The organism is Litoribrevibacter euphylliae, from assembly GCF_042646085.1.
Taxonomy (GTDB): Bacteria; Pseudomonadota; Gammaproteobacteria; order Pseudomonadales; family Litoribrevibacteraceae; genus Litoribrevibacter; species Litoribrevibacter euphylliae.
This window is the reverse complement of sequence record NZ_JBHRSZ010000004.1, coordinates 707937-724283: the sequence shown is the minus strand read 5'-3', so window position 1 is coordinate 724283 and position 16347 is coordinate 707937. Positions and strand designations below refer to the sequence as shown.

At 47.8% G+C, this 16347-nt stretch carries 20 protein-coding genes; 7 read left to right on the top strand and 13 right to left on the bottom strand.

Translation table 11 applies throughout. The features are described from left to right. Positions 1-5 precede the first annotated feature (5 nt). From ACFOEK_RS10830 to ACFOEK_RS10820, 3 genes are all read right to left on the bottom strand, one after another. Positions 6-338, bottom strand: coding sequence for a DMT family transporter (locus tag ACFOEK_RS10830; protein ID WP_386720436.1), 333 nt, complete (start codon positions 336-338; stop codon positions 6-8). 21 nt (positions 339-359) lie between these two features. Beyond that, positions 360-1256 (bottom strand): patatin-like phospholipase family protein, encoded by an 897-nt coding sequence (locus tag ACFOEK_RS10825; protein WP_386720433.1) that lies wholly within the window; start codon positions 1254-1256, stop codon positions 360-362. 206 nt (positions 1257-1462) lie between these two features. Further along, positions 1463-2239 carry a substrate-binding periplasmic protein gene (locus tag ACFOEK_RS10820; protein WP_386720430.1) on the bottom strand — a complete coding sequence of 259 codons (777 nt, stop codon included), beginning with the start codon at positions 2237-2239 and terminating at the stop codon, positions 1463-1465. Positions 2240-2433: 194 nt separating this feature from the next. Between ACFOEK_RS10820 and ACFOEK_RS10815 the strand changes: the two genes are divergently transcribed. The 3 genes from ACFOEK_RS10815 (at position 2434) to ACFOEK_RS10805 (ending at position 5603) form a co-directional block, all read left to right on the top strand. After that, entirely contained in the window at positions 2434-3687 is a 1254-nt protein-coding gene (locus ACFOEK_RS10815; RefSeq protein WP_386720427.1) for a hypothetical protein, read from the top strand. A 300-nt stretch (positions 3688-3987) separates the two neighbouring features. Next, positions 3988-5094, top strand: coding sequence for a helix-turn-helix domain-containing protein (locus ACFOEK_RS10810; protein WP_386720424.1), 1107 nt, complete (start codon positions 3988-3990; stop codon positions 5092-5094). Positions 5095-5315: 221 nt separating this feature from the next. Continuing rightward, on the top strand, positions 5316-5603 hold the full coding sequence (locus ACFOEK_RS10805; protein WP_386720421.1) for a hypothetical protein: 288 nt from the start codon (positions 5316-5318) through the stop codon (positions 5601-5603). Positions 5604-6077: 474 nt separating this feature from the next. Here ACFOEK_RS10805 and ACFOEK_RS10800 read toward each other — a convergent pair whose 3' ends face one another. Continuing rightward, entirely contained in the window at positions 6078-6482 is a 405-nt protein-coding gene (locus tag ACFOEK_RS10800) for a hypothetical protein (protein WP_386720418.1), read from the bottom strand. 707 nt (positions 6483-7189) lie between these two features. Here ACFOEK_RS10800 and ACFOEK_RS10795 point away from each other — a divergent pair. Continuing rightward, positions 7190-7333 (top strand): hypothetical protein, encoded by a 144-nt coding sequence (locus tag ACFOEK_RS10795; RefSeq protein WP_386720415.1) that lies wholly within the window; start codon positions 7190-7192, stop codon positions 7331-7333. Here the strand turns inward: ACFOEK_RS10795 and ACFOEK_RS10790 are convergent. After that, positions 7330-8031 carry a hypothetical protein gene (locus ACFOEK_RS10790; RefSeq protein ID WP_386720412.1) on the bottom strand — a complete coding sequence of 234 codons (702 nt, stop codon included), beginning with the start codon at positions 8029-8031 and terminating at the stop codon, positions 7330-7332. The genes ACFOEK_RS10795 and ACFOEK_RS10790 overlap by 4 nt on opposite strands. Before the next feature lie 1459 nt (positions 8032-9490). Between ACFOEK_RS10790 and ACFOEK_RS10785 the strand changes: the two genes are divergently transcribed. From ACFOEK_RS10785 to ACFOEK_RS10775, 3 genes are all read left to right on the top strand, one after another. Further along, positions 9491-10111 carry a hypothetical protein gene (locus tag ACFOEK_RS10785; RefSeq protein ID WP_386720409.1) on the top strand — a complete coding sequence of 207 codons (621 nt, stop codon included), beginning with the start codon at positions 9491-9493 and terminating at the stop codon, positions 10109-10111. A 61-nt stretch (positions 10112-10172) separates the two neighbouring features. Next, complete coding sequence (locus tag ACFOEK_RS10780; RefSeq protein WP_386720406.1) at positions 10173-10706, top strand: hypothetical protein; 534 nt, start codon at positions 10173-10175, stop codon at positions 10704-10706. Between the two features lie 117 nt (positions 10707-10823). Continuing rightward, the gene (locus ACFOEK_RS10775) at positions 10824-11336 is read left to right on the top strand and encodes a hypothetical protein (RefSeq protein ID WP_386720403.1); all 513 of its coding nucleotides are present in this window, start codon (positions 10824-10826) and stop codon (positions 11334-11336) included. A gap of 72 nt (positions 11337-11408) precedes the next feature. On the opposite strand, the gene ACFOEK_RS10770 is transcribed toward ACFOEK_RS10775, so the two are convergent. The 8 genes from ACFOEK_RS10770 to ACFOEK_RS10735 all read right to left on the bottom strand — a co-directional run bounded on the left by ACFOEK_RS10770 (position 11409) and on the right by ACFOEK_RS10735 (position 16347). Beyond that, positions 11409-11771 carry a hypothetical protein gene (locus ACFOEK_RS10770; RefSeq protein WP_386720400.1) on the bottom strand — a complete coding sequence of 121 codons (363 nt, stop codon included), beginning with the start codon at positions 11769-11771 and terminating at the stop codon, positions 11409-11411. A 9-nt stretch (positions 11772-11780) separates the two neighbouring features. After that, positions 11781-12038: a hypothetical protein gene (locus ACFOEK_RS10765; protein ID WP_386720397.1), complete on the bottom strand. Its 258-nt coding sequence runs from the start codon at positions 12036-12038 to the stop codon at positions 11781-11783. A 50-nt stretch (positions 12039-12088) separates the two neighbouring features. Continuing rightward, positions 12089-12355, bottom strand: coding sequence for a hypothetical protein (locus ACFOEK_RS10760; RefSeq protein WP_386720394.1), 267 nt, complete (start codon positions 12353-12355; stop codon positions 12089-12091). Between the two features lie 43 nt (positions 12356-12398). Then, positions 12399-12542, bottom strand: a complete 144-nt coding sequence (locus ACFOEK_RS10755; protein WP_386720391.1) for a hypothetical protein — start codon at positions 12540-12542, stop codon at positions 12399-12401. 68 nt (positions 12543-12610) lie between these two features. Further along, positions 12611-13291: a hypothetical protein gene (locus tag ACFOEK_RS10750; protein ID WP_386720388.1), complete on the bottom strand. Its 681-nt coding sequence runs from the start codon at positions 13289-13291 to the stop codon at positions 12611-12613. Between the two features lie 90 nt (positions 13292-13381). Beyond that, on the bottom strand, positions 13382-13624 hold the full coding sequence (locus ACFOEK_RS10745) for a hypothetical protein (RefSeq protein WP_386720385.1): 243 nt from the start codon (positions 13622-13624) through the stop codon (positions 13382-13384). A gap of 1 nt (position 13625) precedes the next feature. Continuing rightward, positions 13626-13898, bottom strand: coding sequence for a hypothetical protein (locus tag ACFOEK_RS10740; protein ID WP_386720383.1), 273 nt, complete (start codon positions 13896-13898; stop codon positions 13626-13628). Next, positions 13873-16347, bottom strand: a complete 2475-nt coding sequence (locus ACFOEK_RS10735) for a bifunctional DNA primase/polymerase (RefSeq protein WP_386720380.1) — start codon at positions 16345-16347, stop codon at positions 13873-13875. Before ACFOEK_RS10735 ends, ACFOEK_RS10740 begins: the two co-directional genes overlap by 26 nt.

Here is a 16347-nt window from a genome sequence, read left to right as displayed (position 1 = left end):
ATCCCCTAATGCCCCAAGGTTTTAGAAAACACATTCATCACAATCACGCCAGAAATGATCATGGCTATGCCGATAATCGCGGCGGCATCCAGTTTTTGATCGTATTGAAGCCACCCCACCAACGTAATCAATGCTACACCCAAGCCAGACCAAATAGCATAAGAGACACCCATCGGAATCGTTCGCAAGGTCAATGCTAATAAGTAAAACGCAATGCCATAACCAACCACCACGACAATAGACGGAGCTAATTTAGTAAAGCCATCACTTTGCTTGAGCGCAGACGTTGCGATCACTTCAGAGACAATGGCAACACATAGGAATATCCAGTTCTTCATGTAGGTACCTTTTTTAAGCCATTACTTAATCTTGATCGTTGGCAGCTTAGGTTTGAAGGGTAATTTAATCAGCTCAGGAATTTTCAGCGGAATAACGCGCTTAATCAAATCGATCAAGTAATGCAGATAGTTGGTGCGTTTGAACCACAACACCTTTGAAATTTGTTCTTTAGTCGGACGATACCCTTCTTCGATCAACTCATGAACACGGTCTTTATTATCCGTGCGATTGAAAGTCGATAAATCCAAAGAAATCACCACATCCGCATTTTTGAGCTGATCACGCGTTTTTAGATCCATACAGATATCAATGGCGTTACTGACCACATCAAACATTCCGTCCGGTTCAGGGTAGCGTTTAATCCCGTTGAGATTTACCGCCACACTGATACCAGCCCCTAAATCGTCTAGTAACGAAATAGGCACATTCTCAACTATGCCACCATCCACCAACTTCCGACCGTTAAACTCAACCGGAGCAAATACACCTGGAACCGCTACCGAAGCACACACGGCATCAGCTAATGGCCCCTTTTCAATTGCTACCTGTTCACCTGAGATAATATCCGTTGTGCAAATTGCCAGAGGTATTTTTGCATCCTCAATCTGTACATCTCCCAGATCACGAATAATCATTTCGCGAATAGCACTGGTGGTGAAAAATCCACCCGTCTTTCGCCAACTGAAGCTGGTTAGAGATTTAAATGTTAGTTGCTCGCCAACCTCAGTAATCTCCTCTAATGACTTTCCAAAAGCATAATAAGCCGCCACTAAAGAACCAATACTGGTACCAGAAAGATAAGAAATGGTAAGGCCTTCTTCTTCAAAAGCTTTCAAAACACCAATGTGCGCCATTCCTTTTGCGGCGCCGCCACCTAGGGCCAAACCGATGGAGGTATTAAATGGATTCCAACGCATAATTCCAATTGCCTACTGATCCTAGGAAACTACAACGAGTGCCCAGGATAAAAGTGCCTGTAAAAAACTGAGACAACACTATGCGTCGAGGTAAAGGAAATCAAGCCCCATACTTGAGGAATTTCAAATCCATGGGGCTGAGAGACAGAGAGGAATATAAATAACGCATGTAAGCGAGAAAATGACTACAGATGCGTTGAAAAAATCTACTGATTTATAAAATCTTTAATGATCTGATCAATGCGGCCAGAGCTTTTCATCTCTTGTAAAATCAAATGATATTTTTCTTTAAAGGCACTTTTATAAGGAAACTGACGGCCATTGGTTACAAAGCCAAGGTAGCCTTGTTCTGAGCTAATCACAGCTCCTTTTTTAATAGAAATGCCATTATATTTGCCTTTTTTCTGAAGCGATTTGAGTTCCCATTGAATCGACAATCCGTCATTCATATAGCAGTCAATTCGACCAGCAATTAACTTCAACAGGTTTTTCGATGTGCCTTTCGTCTCTTCGACTTTAATGTCCCCGCGTTTTACCGCCGCCCAGAATTCATCACCACCAGCAGAGAAACCCGCATTATTCCCAACTGTCAGGCCATAATAGTCCTTGGGCCAATGTTCTCTTGGCTGTAACAACGCCTTTTCATGGCAAAACACCACCAATTGCTCATCAAGAATCGGCATCTCGTATTCCATATAAGGGCGCTGTTTTTCACGTTTGTAGGGTGGATACAGGGCAAAGATTTTCCCGCGCTCTATCTCGTTCAAACCTCGCTTCCATGGATACCCCTCCAAAGACACTCGATACTCTGGCATTTTTTCAAAAATCTCCCGTAGCACGACAGAATAAATACCCGTCATTTGCCCCTTCTTATCCTTAAACGAATACGGCGGGTAAGCATCATCGCCAAAAACTTTGACGTTTGTCTGTGCCTGAGATAATGCGCTTAGTAACGAAAGAGTAAGAGCAATCACTAACTTCATCAGAAAATCTCCATTGCATCCCTCACAAAAGGCTTACGATCAGTGTAGGCGAAGATAGTTAACCCACTGTGAGGTTTTGTGCCGAAAACACTAAAAATAGATCAATAAATAAGCAACTAAGTGTTCCGAAATCCTAACCACGCTCATGCCTTGTATTTTCTATAGTTACCTCAACGACTCTAAAGGTGACGCTCATGAAACTAAGAAACGCCTATATAGTATTACTCTCTACACTCTTCCCTCTCTCTGCTCATGCAGATGAACTATTACAAATCGATATGCAAGTCGGAAACAGTACAGGAATGTTCGGTTTTTCCACTGTAGAAGACATGATTACTCAATATGAAGGAGCATCGCTGCAAGATGTGTTTCCGGCATACGTCGATAATGTCACCTTTGTTAATTCTACGGTGGATTATCGAGGTCTGCCGATGCAGCTGGTGTTTCAGACCAACAGCACGGTGCTTCAATTCACGATCCCTTCATTAAACATCAATGAAACCTTTGACGGCCAAGGTGATCGCGATACTGCTCTTGACCAGTTAGAAGAGTATTTGAAAGGACAAGGCGGAGAAACTGCCAACTTAATTAACCGCGAGCTGATAAAAATTTCCCCTAATAGCCCGGTTGCAGGGAACCCTGCCAGCTTAATGAATTCGATGGTAGACAATGCCTTTCATTCCGGTACGGGACACAAGAAACCCTCCGCCAATATCGCAGCTATAGCCATGGCCTCAGATGATATGACCGAAGAAAATAAAATAGGTATTGGCATCGACTACGCAAAATACGATCAGGCAGGTCAGGACACGGATGTCTGGAATGTCCCTCTTAGCTACTCCTTTAACCTTAGCGAAGGACGAAGCTTAACCATCAAAGCCCCCATAAGCTATATAGATCAGGAAGGCTCTGAAACCTACAAAGCGCGGCTAGGTGCATCCTACCAACATCCGGTGAATGACCACTGGATCTTAACACCGGTATTAGAGTACGGCGTTGTCGCATCGGAAGAACTGTACGATGGTGGCCAGATTATATCTGGTTCAATCACCAGTCTATTTACCTTTAATTCGTTCAAATTTATCGATGAAGAAATTTCCATCAGTATTGGCAACATGTTTGGTCAGTACGAAACAATGGAATTAGAAATCGATGATTACGAAGTCGACCCGGATCAAGAAAATACCGTCTATAAACACGGTATTTTTGTAGACACCATAGTCAACATATTTGAGGAGTTACCTCTTAACGTCGAGTACATCATTACCGATTCACGTTATAAAGGAGATGAAGTGTACGCCGATCAGATCAGTGAATTTGGGGTTTCCATTAAGCCTGCGTTTGCTTCAACTCGGGATGACGCGTTGGGCTTAACCCTACTCTATGTAAGAAGCCCAAGTGCTGAAGACATCTCAGGCTTCCAAAGCAAACTGTTCTATGAGTTTTAATACAGCTCCGCGGTAATTAGATCCCAAGGTTCAACAACCTTATCTGGTTGGTACAGATCGCATCCCTACCAACCAGATTCCCCCTCGTTTACTCAGAGGTTCCCTAGATAATAGCCAATAGAACCATACCCATAAGCCTAAGGTAATGATGCCCCTTTATGGGTCATCTTTATAACCGTTCATACAGGATCTACTTAAAAGAGTGTCTTTTGACGACACAATTGCGCTATCTTTGACGCCTGCCTAACTATTTGTAGTAACCCAATAATAATTATAAAAAGTAATAAGAAGGCAAAACGTATGAGACCCTCTGCGCTTGCTCCTTATAAGAGTGATTTAAACACTCCCGAGGAGAGACAGAGTCCTGCCCTCAATGGCAGTGAAGACTCTAAGAAAGCCCACAAATTACCTGTGGCGCAAATAAAACCCTTAGTTAAGTATCTGGTCACGGAAGGCTATTCGCTGGATGACATTCTCTACAACACGGGAATTTCACTCGAACTACTTACTCGTCATGACGAACACATTAGCCTGGATGCCTATATTCAACTGGCAACGAATGCTCGCAATATCAGCAAACATGCGACTTATGCGCTAACACTTGGCAAGCAATCTTTCATCAACCACGATGGTATTTTGGCGTGCCGTACGATGAGCAGCAGGAACGCTCTGGCGGCCATGCAACTGCTCGTCCAGTATCAGCATCTACTGACTCCGTTGTTAGAATTCAACCTAGAAACTAATGATGAACATGGCATTTTCACCATTGAGCAAAAAGCGCCCTTAGGCGATGCTCTTCCGCACATCATTGAATACAACATGTCCGTTTTGTATTCGTTAGGAAAGTTTTGCTTAGGTCAGAATCATTACCCGATGGAGATCGAGTTCCGCCATGGTAACCCCGGTAAGTCCAATGAGTTTGAACTCTTCTTTAACAATCCAGTACGGTTTAACTGCGAAAGTAATCGCGTGTTAATTCCTATTGAAACCTTATCTCAACCCATTATCTTTCAGAACGAAGCCTCTGCGATCACTAACGAAAACCTCTGTCGCCAATACAAGAAGCATGAAACCAAAGACGAATGGGTTCTTCAAAAAGTCCGTGTCGCCATTCGAAACATGCCATTCACTGAAATTTCCATGGAGAATCTAAGCAAGCAACTCTTCATGAGCACGCGTAGCTTAAGACGTCACCTCAGTAACCATGGCGTATCATTTAAAGCCTTGTTCGAGAATGAACGAAAACGCATTGCCTTGAAACGAGTCCAGAAAAAAGACATCTCTGTTGAGTCATTAGCAGAAGAACTGGGTTATCAGAACGCCGCCAGCTTCAGTCGAGCCTTTAAACGTTGGTTTGGTATGGCACCAAATCATTACAAAAAGAAAGCCAATGACGATCCCAAATAACGTCATGCTTATCGAAATAGCGAGATAATCGGCACATTGGCCGCAAATGACTTTTTGCTGGCCGCTTCAGTTATGGCGCACTTTACCGGCATCCCTAAGATACCCTGACGGTCGAGTATCTTATTGATTCACTTCAAAAAAGGTATAAGGGATGACCACCTCTGCTGGGACGCACAATAAAAACAATAAACTCATGCAGGACTCAAAGTATGAAAAAACTAATGAGCAAATCTAGGGCAGCTACGCATACGCTATTGGGCGGATTGGTGGTCAGTGGTGCTTTGCTGAGTGGTAACGCTTCGGCAGACAACTGCTACATCATGGTTCATGGTCATGGCACGCAAGGCAACATCAAATCGGAAGCGCGCGATTCCTGGAGAGATTCTTACTTCAGCGAATACGAAGGCAGTGACTTCATTACCCAACTTCTTGGGCCAAATGATAACTACGCCATCGTCGGTTATGACAGCATAGTGTCCGTCATCACGGGCGTCGACACCTCATCATAACGTCAGGGACATTTTTAGGTACATCGTGATAATTGTTGCATGTGTTCTGAGGTGTTCTGTGAACACTGACCAGCGACTGCGCCCAAGCCAGAGAGAGAGAGGCTGCTAGGTGCGACTGCTCCACGGCGTCTCGGTGTCCCGCTAGACTTGCTCCTGTCCCGCTCCTGTCCCTATGCGCTCTTCCTGCCAGCCCCCGTCGTACCGCGCCGTGTCCCTCTGTCCTTCTTGTCCCTCTCCCTGAAAAGAGAGAGTAGAGAGCATCAGATACCTTAGTGTCGACCGTCGACACATACCCTATGTACCCTTGGCGTCATCCGCGCCAGAGTCGTGGCCACCGTGACACGGGACTGGCGGGACATGCGCGCCTTTTCTTGGGTTCGTGCGGTGCCTGCGCCTCTCGGAATTCCTCAACACCTGCTCTCTGCCAGCTCGTACGCTTCTCTCATTCTCACGAAAGTCTTTGCGCATCCTCCTTTATCTGGGTGGTGCTTTGCGGCCAGCCAGTCCGTGCGCTGCGAGTGGCTGGCCGTTATTCCATCGCTCGATGAGCGTTCTCGATGCGAGGTCGAAGTCGATAAAACGTCCATTGCTTTCATCACGTCTTCTTCTGCTGCCTCGCTCAGCTCCAGAACAGGACTTGGCAGAGTCCTTCATACCGAACCCAAAGAGGGGCTGGCTGGCTTCGATAACTTCACCTTCAATTGCTTCTGCTTCAATCTTCGCTCGCTTGTGCGCTTCTTTTAAAGCCATGCTCATAACGGCGTGGTAATGCCCTACCAGAAACTTTCTTAAGTAGTGCGCCATTCTCATGATTGCTTTCATGCTTTCTCCTGTCTCCTGTCGATGTCTGCTGTGTGTAGCTGCTGTCGATGTCTCCATCAGACCACGCCACGATATGCTGCTACAAGCGCCTTTGCAGAGGAAGTTGTAAAGGTAGGCCAGAACAGCAGAGTCCTCCAGACCGAACCCAAAGAGAAGAGCTGGCCGAGAACAATATTCCAACGCCACCAAGCCAAGAATAAGCCCGTCTGGGAACACCTCCCCGTAAGGCACCGGACGCGCCGACACGCCACACCGAGACGTCCCGCACGATTGCTACCAGAGACACCCAGAAACCCCACCAAAAGTTCAGCGACACCGCCGAGACGTCTCGGAGACGACACGGGCGCGCCGAGAGAACTCCACAGGCATGGCCACAGCCCCCGTCATCCGGCACATCGACGTACGGGGCGTCCCAGACGTCTCGGTTTTTTTGTTCGGGGAGAGAACTTTTTGGGGAGGGGGTGTTGAAGGGAGACCGACTCGACCGATACCGTCGGACGCGTCGGAGCGGACCGAGACGTCTCGGCGATATTGCACGACATGCCAGGGAGTTGGCTTGGTGCGTTCGGGCGGCATTCCTCGACATATCCCATAGGTGGACTTACGATCCGAACGAGAGACTGTTGTAGCGCCATGAAGTGGACAAAACACCACAGATCGAGCACGCCCTCTCTGGCTTGGCCGCACCATTCCACAGGTGTTCAGCATTGTTGGGCAATGTCTCTGCGTGGTCCAATTCTCCTATCAAGCAAAGGAGAACTATAATGAGCATTCGAAATATTAAAGAAAAGATAATAGAACGCCTGCAGGTGGCGGCAGGCGTGGTGTTGGGGCTGGCGTTCTTTGCGTTCGCATTGTTTGTGGACGCGGTGCCGTATCTGGCGGCAAGGTGGCTGATGGGAGGCTAAAGCCCCTCGTTGAACAGCGCCTCTATTTCGTCCTCGTCGTAGAACTCGCTCTCTCTTTGGGTTCTGGCGACGTCTTCCACTGTTATGCTTCCCTTCTTCACCAGTCTTCTGATGCGGTTCCCGCTGTTCATTCTGACTTGTCCCGCGTTCAGGTGGGCGTACTTTTTGACTAGCTCAAGCTGAGGCAGTCCCAGCAGAATAGCGGCCAGCTGTGCGACCTCGGCAGGCGTCGAGCCTTTGAGCGCCAGTTGCAGTTCGTCGCCACATCCGTCGGTGGCTTTGTATAGTTCGCGTCTCTCTTGGAACGCGTTCGACATGCTCATGGGTTGTTCGTCTGCTTCCTCTAGCTCTCGCTCGACGTCCGAGTCGTCGGCGGGATCGTGATCGATGCCCGACATCGCCGTCGTGGTGTCTCGTGATCCAGAGGCGACGTCCGATGGGTCGGGGTGCTGGTACACCAGCGGGTCGGTCTCTGTATCGACGTCGCGTACGGTAGACGCCGCCGTGGGCATATGAATCTCTTCGTCCGTCACACCAGAGTCTTTGGCTTGGGGCGGTAATTCGGTAAGCTGTTTCTTGCGCACCTTATGCTCTATTCCGTCAACGTCCGCTACAACAATCCAAGGGCCATCCTTAACGATTCTTACCTGTAAGCCAGCCTTGATGCCTCTTGTTATCTCATGTGTCATATCTTGCATGTTTTGTCTCTCTCTCTATCTTTGGGTTCTGGTCACCACCAGCAATAGCCTAAAGCTATCACTACAAAACAACCGATAGAAAAATTAAAACACAGCCAATAATATTCACACAATTATTCCAGTGCAACAGACACGGCCTTCCCACGCCACCAGACACCGCCCGATGTCCCTCCCGATGTCCCCAGAAAACATCAGACCGCCAGAGACCCCGCCCCACGGACACCACGCTGTCATCATCAGGGACAGCATGACGCTCCACCATAACTCGGACGAATGGCTGGCAAACTGGTCATAACTACGAATTATGGTGCAAGCCAGAACCCAAAGACACACAGAACAGCTACTGCCATAACTCTCGGCTATGGCCGAATAATTCTTCTATAACTCGCGACTATAACAACAACCTCAAAACATCCTCCCTATATTCTGCAGACTTCCCCCAGAAGACCTCTTCTGGCGTCATGAAGTGGACTGTTTCCGTACTGGGAGAAACGACCTGAAATATACATAGAATACTACCCACACACCCGCGAAACGCGAATGGGACCCGCGATGTTCTCGGCCTCCCGCGATTCTCTCAATATCCAAGAGGCGCTTCGGACACCATTCCAACATAGAGCGGGTGCGGTTCTCTCAATATCCAAGAGCGCTTCGGACACCATTGAGCATCATGTGGGTGCGGTTCTCTCAATATCCAATTCGTTTTCCGGACATCATTGCATATCATAGGGCGGATACGTGATTCTGATAGCACATGCAATTTATCAGGAGACGGGTCTGTTTTTTGGATTTGGCTTGGCAGCGAGGAACTTTCGTATCCAGAACACCAATTGTGGCCATACTATCCAGCATGTTTTAATGAAAACTCGGAGTGACGGGGCGGTCCCGTCGCATGTTAAGTAATGCATTTGCCTTTACTTAATTGCTCCGGCGGTATGTTGCCTGCAGGCGAACGTAGCTCACAACCGCTTTCCACGACGACGCTGGATTCGAACGTTGTCAGCGCGGTGTGATGCACAGTCGTGCACAGGGTTACTTCTGTATGTTTGATTTTCTCCCCATCGGTTTCGCAGGCCAATGGGGAGTTTTTTCTTTTCCCCCGTCTTGCTTTTTTCTTGGCTTGGGGCGTTGGAATATGCGTCTTCTCTGCCCGATGGCCGAACTGGCCAACTACAACAAACTTTCGTCTCCAGAACATCCATTGTGCCGATATATATCGCCGTGTTTTCATAAAAACTGGCGGTTAGCTACCGCCTGAGACTGTCAGTTGGTTCTGTTAGTTTCCTCTTGTTAACCCGCCTGTCGACTCGATCCGATAGTGCGGGTTTTCTGTTCATAAGGGTCGAGATTAAGGTCGAGATATGAAGAATATAGAAAGAACTCCTATCAAATTCCTCCGCTGCGAAAAAGTGTCGAATCGACACACCTATAGCCACTCTTCGGGTTCGGAGGTCTAACGATGAGTACATTTCAACAAGTCCAGAGCAACCATGCTCTAATCATAAGCACCGCTCAAGGAGCTGGCTTGACTGCCGAGGAATATATGGCAGAGCAAGCCGCAAGTAACTTTCCAATGCTAGACCCACTGGCCCAAGAGATAGCAATCGAATGGTCACATAACCCTGTGAAAAGCCAGGTCGCCAAGAAGTTCGGAATTACGACGACCACCCTGTCTAGAATCCTTGGCTTGTCGTCGGTGGCTGCTGCAGTCCGTCACTATCGATCAGAAATCACCGAAGACGTCATACTAGACAAGAAGGCGATCCGAGCAGAGCGCATGGACTTATACGCGATGGCTAAAGGTGAAAAAGAATCACACGTAGTAGACAGAAACGGCATCAGCGACGAGGTAAAAGAAACCAACCTACCAGTTGCCAGACAACTTTTGAACGACATAGAAAAAGCCGAACAGCATCTAATAGACGACAACAATCGACCTCAGATAAACATCGTGAGCACCGGAACCGTGAACATAGGCAATAGCGGTGACGGTAACTTCCTAGACCGATTCAAGCCAAGGAGCGATCAGGACGCCTCTGGCTTGGTGGACGCTGAATTCGAAGAGGTGATCAATGAGTAATAACCCATTCCTACCGACCCTCATAGCCGTAAAGCACCCAAACCAGTATGTTGGAGACAAAATGAACGCCCAACTACTGAAAAACAGCCTTACGATAGCCGATGGCGTCTGGTATCAAGTAAACGACAACATGGACGCCCGCCCTGTAGACGGTAGGTACTTCGAAGTCGTTGAGATCAGCAGCGAGTTGGTCGAGGGCGACATCAGCGGTAAGCGCGGCGAAATAGTCGAAGACTTGCTCGGAGACACTATCGATCAGGTAAAGAAAGGCAAGGTCGCAATACCTTATGTGCGCCAACACCTGCATATGTCCTGCTTGAATGGGTGCAACGAGCATTTCGAACTTTTGCATACTCTGAAAAGACGGAAGAAAGAATGGCCTCATCTGCCGCCTGAGTACTTTAACGAGAATGCTATTAGGATAATAACTGAAACCCCTACCCTAGAGACTCTTGGTCATTCTTTAGAAGCGATGGCAAGCGCTAGTCGCTGCTATGTGCACTGGTTTGAGGCTGGCAAGAAAGAAGAATTTTTGGAATTCGCCAAGGAAGCTGGCGTCCCCGAAGGATGGAAAGAAGGGAAGCCGATGGCATGATTGTCTGTGAGTCCTAGTAGTGCCCAGATCTAATATGTTTTTAACTTCTCGGTATTGAGTGTATGTTTCTAATGACATATCGTATAAACACTAAGCTGTTAGTTGCTAGGAGAAATCATGGAAAGATTTACAGGCTCTATAAGGACTGCATTGAGGGCGAATGATTGGTATGGTGCTTTAACAACAGCTCTCACCCTGCCTGATATATGCGGCAGAATGGAAACCCCTACAGAAGGATCGAACAAGAGATATGCAAGGTGGTTTTCTGAGTGGGTTGAACCTGTTTATACAATGGAAGTCGGCGGTCAAAGACACACATTTTTGTCTGGAAATGATTGCTATGCATTACGCTGTAGCCTGCTGCATGAAGGCGGCGAAAATATCGAAGAGCAAAGAGCTAGAGAAGCTTTAGATGATTTTCATTTCATTATGCCACCGCCCAATGGAAGTTGTTTTCATAAAATACAAAGCGGTCAATCACTCTTGTTACAAGTTGATATTTTCTGCAATGATGTTGCAGATGCTGTTGACCGATGGGCGGCCTCCGATAAAGCAAAGGAAATAGAGGTGGAGCAAAGAATGCAAGGGCTTCTACAAATTCGCGATGTCAGTAATGGTATCCAGTTTTAACAACTTATGGGGCAATCAAATCAAAGAACGCCCACAACAATTGTGGGCTGAACCGTTGCTACTTTGCGATTCTTAAAACCCAGCTTCTCTTAGCATTTCAGCGACACGTTGGCATGCCTTTAAGTCCCCTTCCATGCTCTCAAGCCAATCTTGTTTATCTGCTACAAACTCCCAAGCGACATCATCCGTTAAAACTAGGCCTTCTAACTTTAACGCGTGTCTGGGTCTGCCCTTGGCTTGGAGAAAATCACGTACTTTGGAAATCTCTCCTTCAATAAAGGCGCACACAACCTTATGTTGGCTGATTATCTCATCCATTTCTTGCAGCATCTGTCTGAAATATGGCGAGCAGTGCTCGACCGTATCAGAGCACTGAGCTAGCTGAATTTGAGAAGATACCACTAAGGGCAAATCGGTAACTTTACATTCAATCATCATGTTTCCTTATAGGTTGCTCCAGTATAAAAATTCCGCGTCCCAAACATGCCCCTCATAACCCAAAGAGGCTAAATATGCGTACCATCGGTCAGTCAATGTCGCTTCTGTTCGCCCTAAGACACCCAGAGCCGAGAACCAGACGTCGTTGATGTGCTCTCCGACTCCGCCTTGGCTTCTCCAATATTGCAGTAACATGTCACTGGTAGTGCCCTCGAAGCCAAGCCTTTGCAGCGCTTCATAACGTAAGTCCATTGTTGAACTCATAGCTTTATCCTATAGTTCCATGCGGGGGCGACCGAAGCCGCCCCTTTTGATTAAGGTGTGCCGTAGACGATTGGAATCGCTGCTTCCACGGCTGCGATAAACTCGGCGTCCGTCATAGGCGCAGATAAGAACAACGACTCATCAATGTTGCCTGTCGACGGGTCCGTGGACGACGCTTTAACAATGCCTACCGAGTCGACGACTCGACGAACAGGGTTGCCTGTGGTGCCTGTCCATACTTGTGAAAGATCGTAGCGAACCTGTGGGTTTTGAATGACGTCATCAGGTGCTACAAAGTTGTTTGTTAAAGTGGGCATATGCCTCTCCTTCTCTTTGGGTTTTGGTTAATAAAGAGGACGCCTAAACGTCCTTGGTCGCTTCAATAAGTTCACGCTCAGACAGGGGTGTCGACTCGACACTATGATTGACCGTGGTCTTCTTGAACTTGTCGTACTGAGTCCGGCGACGCTTAGCGTCTTCCTTGGCTTTCTGCTGAGAAGCCAAAATCTCTAGCAGGTCGTTTGATCCGGACTTTGGGGCGCGGGGGCGGCTTAGTGCTCCGTACACCTTCATTATTCGGCGTCGCTGTAGCTTTCAACCTCCGCGAAGAACTCGCGCTCTGCTTTGGCTTGCTCATTCCTGAGAGCTTCGACAGCTAAGTCATGAGCAATGGAGCCTTCCATTTCAACGCTGTCTACCGCCCGCTTTTTGGCCGCGATTTCGGCCATCGCCTTAGGGTCAACGATCTTGAGTTCAACTTCACCAGCGGCGATTTTGATAGCGTCCTTTTGATTGTCTTTGATGGCTTTGTCTACCTGATCCAGACGAGCCATATGGGCTTCATGCTTAGCCATCTTTGCTTTGGCTTCTGCTTGAGCTTCAGGGTCGCCAGCTAGGCTGTTAATCTCTTTTTCAAGACGTTGCTTTTCGTGCTCAGCTTCGGTCTTGTCGGCGTTCAGCTTCTGGGACTTGACCAGCAAAGTTCGAAGCAGTTTGCTAGTACGCTCTTGGTTTGCTGCGACCTTAGCTTCTGCCTGCTCGATCTCTTTGGCTTGGTGCTCAGCTGGTGCGTCAACGTCGCTAACGTGGTGCGCCACCAGTGGGATTAAGCGACTAATTTCGGCTGATTCTTCCATCAGCCCTTTCTTGAGTTCAGGATGTATATTGTCTGTCTGTAGCATGTTTTGAATTTCTTGCTGACGCACTCGCATATCGTTTAACTGGCGCTGTTTATTTAATTTCTGGTATAACATTGTCTGTTTTCTCCAAATTTGGGCATAAAAAAAGACGCTATGCGTCTGTGTTTTTCTTTGGGTTCGGTCTGGTCTTGGCCTGGAAGTCGTCTATTCTTTACTTCGGTTCTCCCATGCGGCGCTGTTCTGGATATCAACGCCATATGACGCCAGCGAGTCGATGATCTTTCTAGGGACGCCTTGATTGTCCATCACAGTTCGAAGGCGTTCTTTAGAAACTCGGCCCGATCTTTTGTCAGCACCTGGGATAAAAATGCCTTTAGTAGGGTTCGATAACTCTTCATCGATGAAGGCGATCATTGTCTCTTCTAAAACTTTGCCTAGTTCGGCCATATTAAACTTCCTCTTTTTCTCTTAGTCTTAATTCATGTTCGAGCAACGTCCGCATATTGCTTCTGTAGCTCATGTCTAATTTAAGTACCTCGCCTCTCTGCTCCATAAGGCGTGGGTTCTCTATGTGTTTCAATTTCAGTGGTTCTTGTGGCGACTTGTAAGTCTTTATGAACTCAAGCCAAGCCAAAATCTCTGGCTTGGTGAGGTCTTTGAACTTTTTTGGTTTCGGGCGTATTAGCCCTTTAAGTTCATCCTGCAACAAGGACAGATTCATCGATCTTCTCCTTAACCTCATCAGGCAGTCCGTTAAAGAACATCGCGTCCACAAGCCAAGGCGCGTTATCGCCCTCAGCAATGCAGCCCCGCAAATGTTCGCCTCGGCCACTAGCGTCCTGTAGCCATTTCATCATTTCGGCTCTCGGCGCTAGCTTCACCCACTGACGCTTAGTTTCGTCGCCGCAGTGAGACTTGACCTTGTTCTTTATTGGCAATCCTAATTTAGACGCACCCTGCACTCCTATTTCCTTATCAAACTTTCGCCAGCCGAATGGAGCACCGCCTTTTTCCTCGCAATACTCCTCGAACGCTTTGAACATGCCTCCACGGCGAATGAATGTATCGCCACTTTCCGTGACTCGAATTTCGTCCACTGGCACTAGCTCGTCTAGGTTGCCGTTAGCGATAGCTACCGACAGGAAGTCAACTATCGTGTTTCTGTCGTTCTTGTACTTTGATCGCTCCTCCTGTAGAGCTTCAGTCACTGGCACGGTTCGCAGATCGTGCGTAATCTTCCGATTAAGGAGTCCATGCAAGATCGCTGCTATACCGTCTTCTGTATTGATGAAGGCGTGATAGCGGTTGTAGTACGTTCTGTCCATTTCTGGCTTGATATCAGGCTCAACTACCGCCCAACGTCGGCTGTCCGTCCCCGCCGGAATCACCCAGTCCTCATTTGAGAACAGGAACAGACGCATGTAGTTATCCCAAGGAACCGCGCCACGGTTCATTTCTCGAAGCATGAAGCTTGGGTCTGATACCATGCCTTTCAGGATGCCTGCTGTCTTTTTGTTTCCGCCGAACGTAACTTCGTCACCTACAACAAGCATTGCGTTCTTTCGCCAGTCGTTATGCTTCTCGGTCAACTGCTCATAGCTATGCATGTGTTTATAGTGGCGTCCGAATAGCTTCTGGAACACTTTCACTATCGAACCTTTACCTACACCCTCTCGCGATTTAACGACAAGCGATGTGCCTTTCAGATCGGCAGGGTTCTGGAATATGTCGGCAAACCAGTCCAGTGCCCACTCCGAAATTTCGCCGAAGATGTTTTCCACGTGCTCTTTAAAGATCGACCAATCGCCCTGCTTTGGCTCAACTGGATAGCCTTCCCAAAGGTTTACGTAGTCGTAGCCGTCGCGAGAGAAGAAGACTTCGTGTATCTCTGGCTTGAAAACCAGACCGCCATTTGCCTCTCTGCGCCTCTGGTCGTGGAACCAGACCTCGCTATTATGGAACGTCCTGCCTCTGATTTCGTAGCTATCGGTTGCGCACAACTGCTTGAACTGTGTTAAGTTGAAAAGCTCTATCTTGTCACGACCCATTGCTGGCTTTTCTGTATACTGGGCAACCAACGTATCTGAGCCTTGACGCACAACGCAGAAACTGCCGTTATATCGGTCAATGACTTCATCGCCAGTAACCAATGTGTTTCCTTTAATAATGCCCCAAGGAAACTTCTCTCCTGCAGCCTCAACTTCATTCTTTGCGTAACTAACAAGCCAAAACTCGTTGATGTTGCCTTCGGCGTCTATGCTCGCCCAACGCTTAGCTAGTTCATCAGGCTTATAGCGCGGCTTGCCCTCCTTACATAGCGAGTTATCTTTAGCACTCCATTCATCGAACAATCTATATGCGTCCGCTTCGTCGATGTTCGGGTTGGACTTTAGCGACATGGCAATGTTTATCCACTCGCTGTCTTCCGCATTCTCTGGGCTGATCAACGCCAGAATTTGCTCAGCCTGTTCAGCGCCGTATTTGTCGTTTTCGCCGTACTCGTCGTCCGTTCCGACAAGTGATGATCCGCGAGATTTGCTCAGATCGATATAGTCCGGCACTGTTTCGACTGTAGTCGCCTTATTAGAAGCCGATGCCAACCATTCAGGAGCGTCCGCGATTCTACTTGGCTTGATCCAGCGGTATTGTGTGTCATCGACAACAGACGGATAGACTACGACATAAGAACTGAAATCGTTGTCTGTGCCTGACTTCAGATCAATAGACTTGCCTATTTTAGTGTTCGGTACGTTATCTGTTCTACGAAACAGGGTATGAACACCACCGCTAGGCGTCTTCTGCTCAGCCGTCACGACAGCGCCGTTTTCCTGCATCAACTTAGCCCACGTTTCACGTCCATCTTCATGGATGTTTCTGTGTGGCTTCGGCAAGTCTTGGTCGACACAGCACAGACCGCCGACTTTGCCCATCAGCAAGCCAAGGTTGTATCCACTGTACTTTCCTTTGTACGGATGAAAATTCTTCTCGACGGTTGCCGGTGAAGACATCCCCGAGGTCTGCCAACTGTCGAGAAGTGGTTTTTTGCCGTTCTTAGCAAGCGGAATCATCGTAAAACCTTGTTCAGCGTAGTATTTTGCCGCTAGGTAAATTTTCCACTTTAAGTCGGCTGCATCATCGATCTCATCAATGAATTGCTTAGTGATTCGCAC

Excerpts from the sequence above, each read along its gene's own strand:
- ACFOEK_RS10830 (WP_386720436.1), bottom strand. The coding sequence starts at position 338 with ATGAAGAACTGGATATTCCTATGTGTTGCCATTGTCTCTGAAGTGATC.
- ACFOEK_RS10825 (WP_386720433.1), bottom strand. The coding sequence starts at position 1,256 with ATGCGTTGGAATCCATTTAATACCTCCATCGGTTTGGCCCTAGGTGGC.
- ACFOEK_RS10820 (WP_386720430.1), bottom strand. The coding sequence starts at position 2,239 with ATGAAGTTAGTGATTGCTCTTACTCTTTCGTTACTAAGCGCATTATCT.
- ACFOEK_RS10815 (WP_386720427.1), top strand. The coding sequence starts at position 2,434 with ATGAAACTAAGAAACGCCTATATAGTATTACTCTCTACACTCTTCCCT.
- ACFOEK_RS10810 (WP_386720424.1), top strand. The coding sequence starts at position 3,988 with ATGAGACCCTCTGCGCTTGCTCCTTATAAGAGTGATTTAAACACTCCC.
- ACFOEK_RS10805 (WP_386720421.1), top strand. The coding sequence starts at position 5,316 with ATGAGCAAATCTAGGGCAGCTACGCATACGCTATTGGGCGGATTGGTG.
- ACFOEK_RS10800 (WP_386720418.1), bottom strand. The coding sequence starts at position 6,482 with ATGGAGACATCGACAGCAGCTACACACAGCAGACATCGACAGGAGACA.
- ACFOEK_RS10795 (WP_386720415.1), top strand. The coding sequence starts at position 7,190 with ATGAGCATTCGAAATATTAAAGAAAAGATAATAGAACGCCTGCAGGTG.
- ACFOEK_RS10790 (WP_386720412.1), bottom strand. The coding sequence starts at position 8,031 with ATGCAAGATATGACACATGAGATAACAAGAGGCATCAAGGCTGGCTTA.
- ACFOEK_RS10785 (WP_386720409.1), top strand. The coding sequence starts at position 9,491 with ATGAGTACATTTCAACAAGTCCAGAGCAACCATGCTCTAATCATAAGC.
- ACFOEK_RS10780 (WP_386720406.1), top strand. The coding sequence starts at position 10,173 with ATGAACGCCCAACTACTGAAAAACAGCCTTACGATAGCCGATGGCGTC.
- ACFOEK_RS10775 (WP_386720403.1), top strand. The coding sequence starts at position 10,824 with ATGGAAAGATTTACAGGCTCTATAAGGACTGCATTGAGGGCGAATGAT.
- ACFOEK_RS10770 (WP_386720400.1), bottom strand. The coding sequence starts at position 11,771 with ATGATTGAATGTAAAGTTACCGATTTGCCCTTAGTGGTATCTTCTCAA.
- ACFOEK_RS10765 (WP_386720397.1), bottom strand. The coding sequence starts at position 12,038 with ATGAGTTCAACAATGGACTTACGTTATGAAGCGCTGCAAAGGCTTGGC.
- ACFOEK_RS10760 (WP_386720394.1), bottom strand. The coding sequence starts at position 12,355 with ATGCCCACTTTAACAAACAACTTTGTAGCACCTGATGACGTCATTCAA.
- ACFOEK_RS10750 (WP_386720388.1), bottom strand. The coding sequence starts at position 13,291 with ATGTTATACCAGAAATTAAATAAACAGCGCCAGTTAAACGATATGCGA.
- ACFOEK_RS10745 (WP_386720385.1), bottom strand. The coding sequence starts at position 13,624 with ATGGCCGAACTAGGCAAAGTTTTAGAAGAGACAATGATCGCCTTCATC.
- ACFOEK_RS10740 (WP_386720383.1), bottom strand. The coding sequence starts at position 13,898 with ATGAATCTGTCCTTGTTGCAGGATGAACTTAAAGGGCTAATACGCCCG.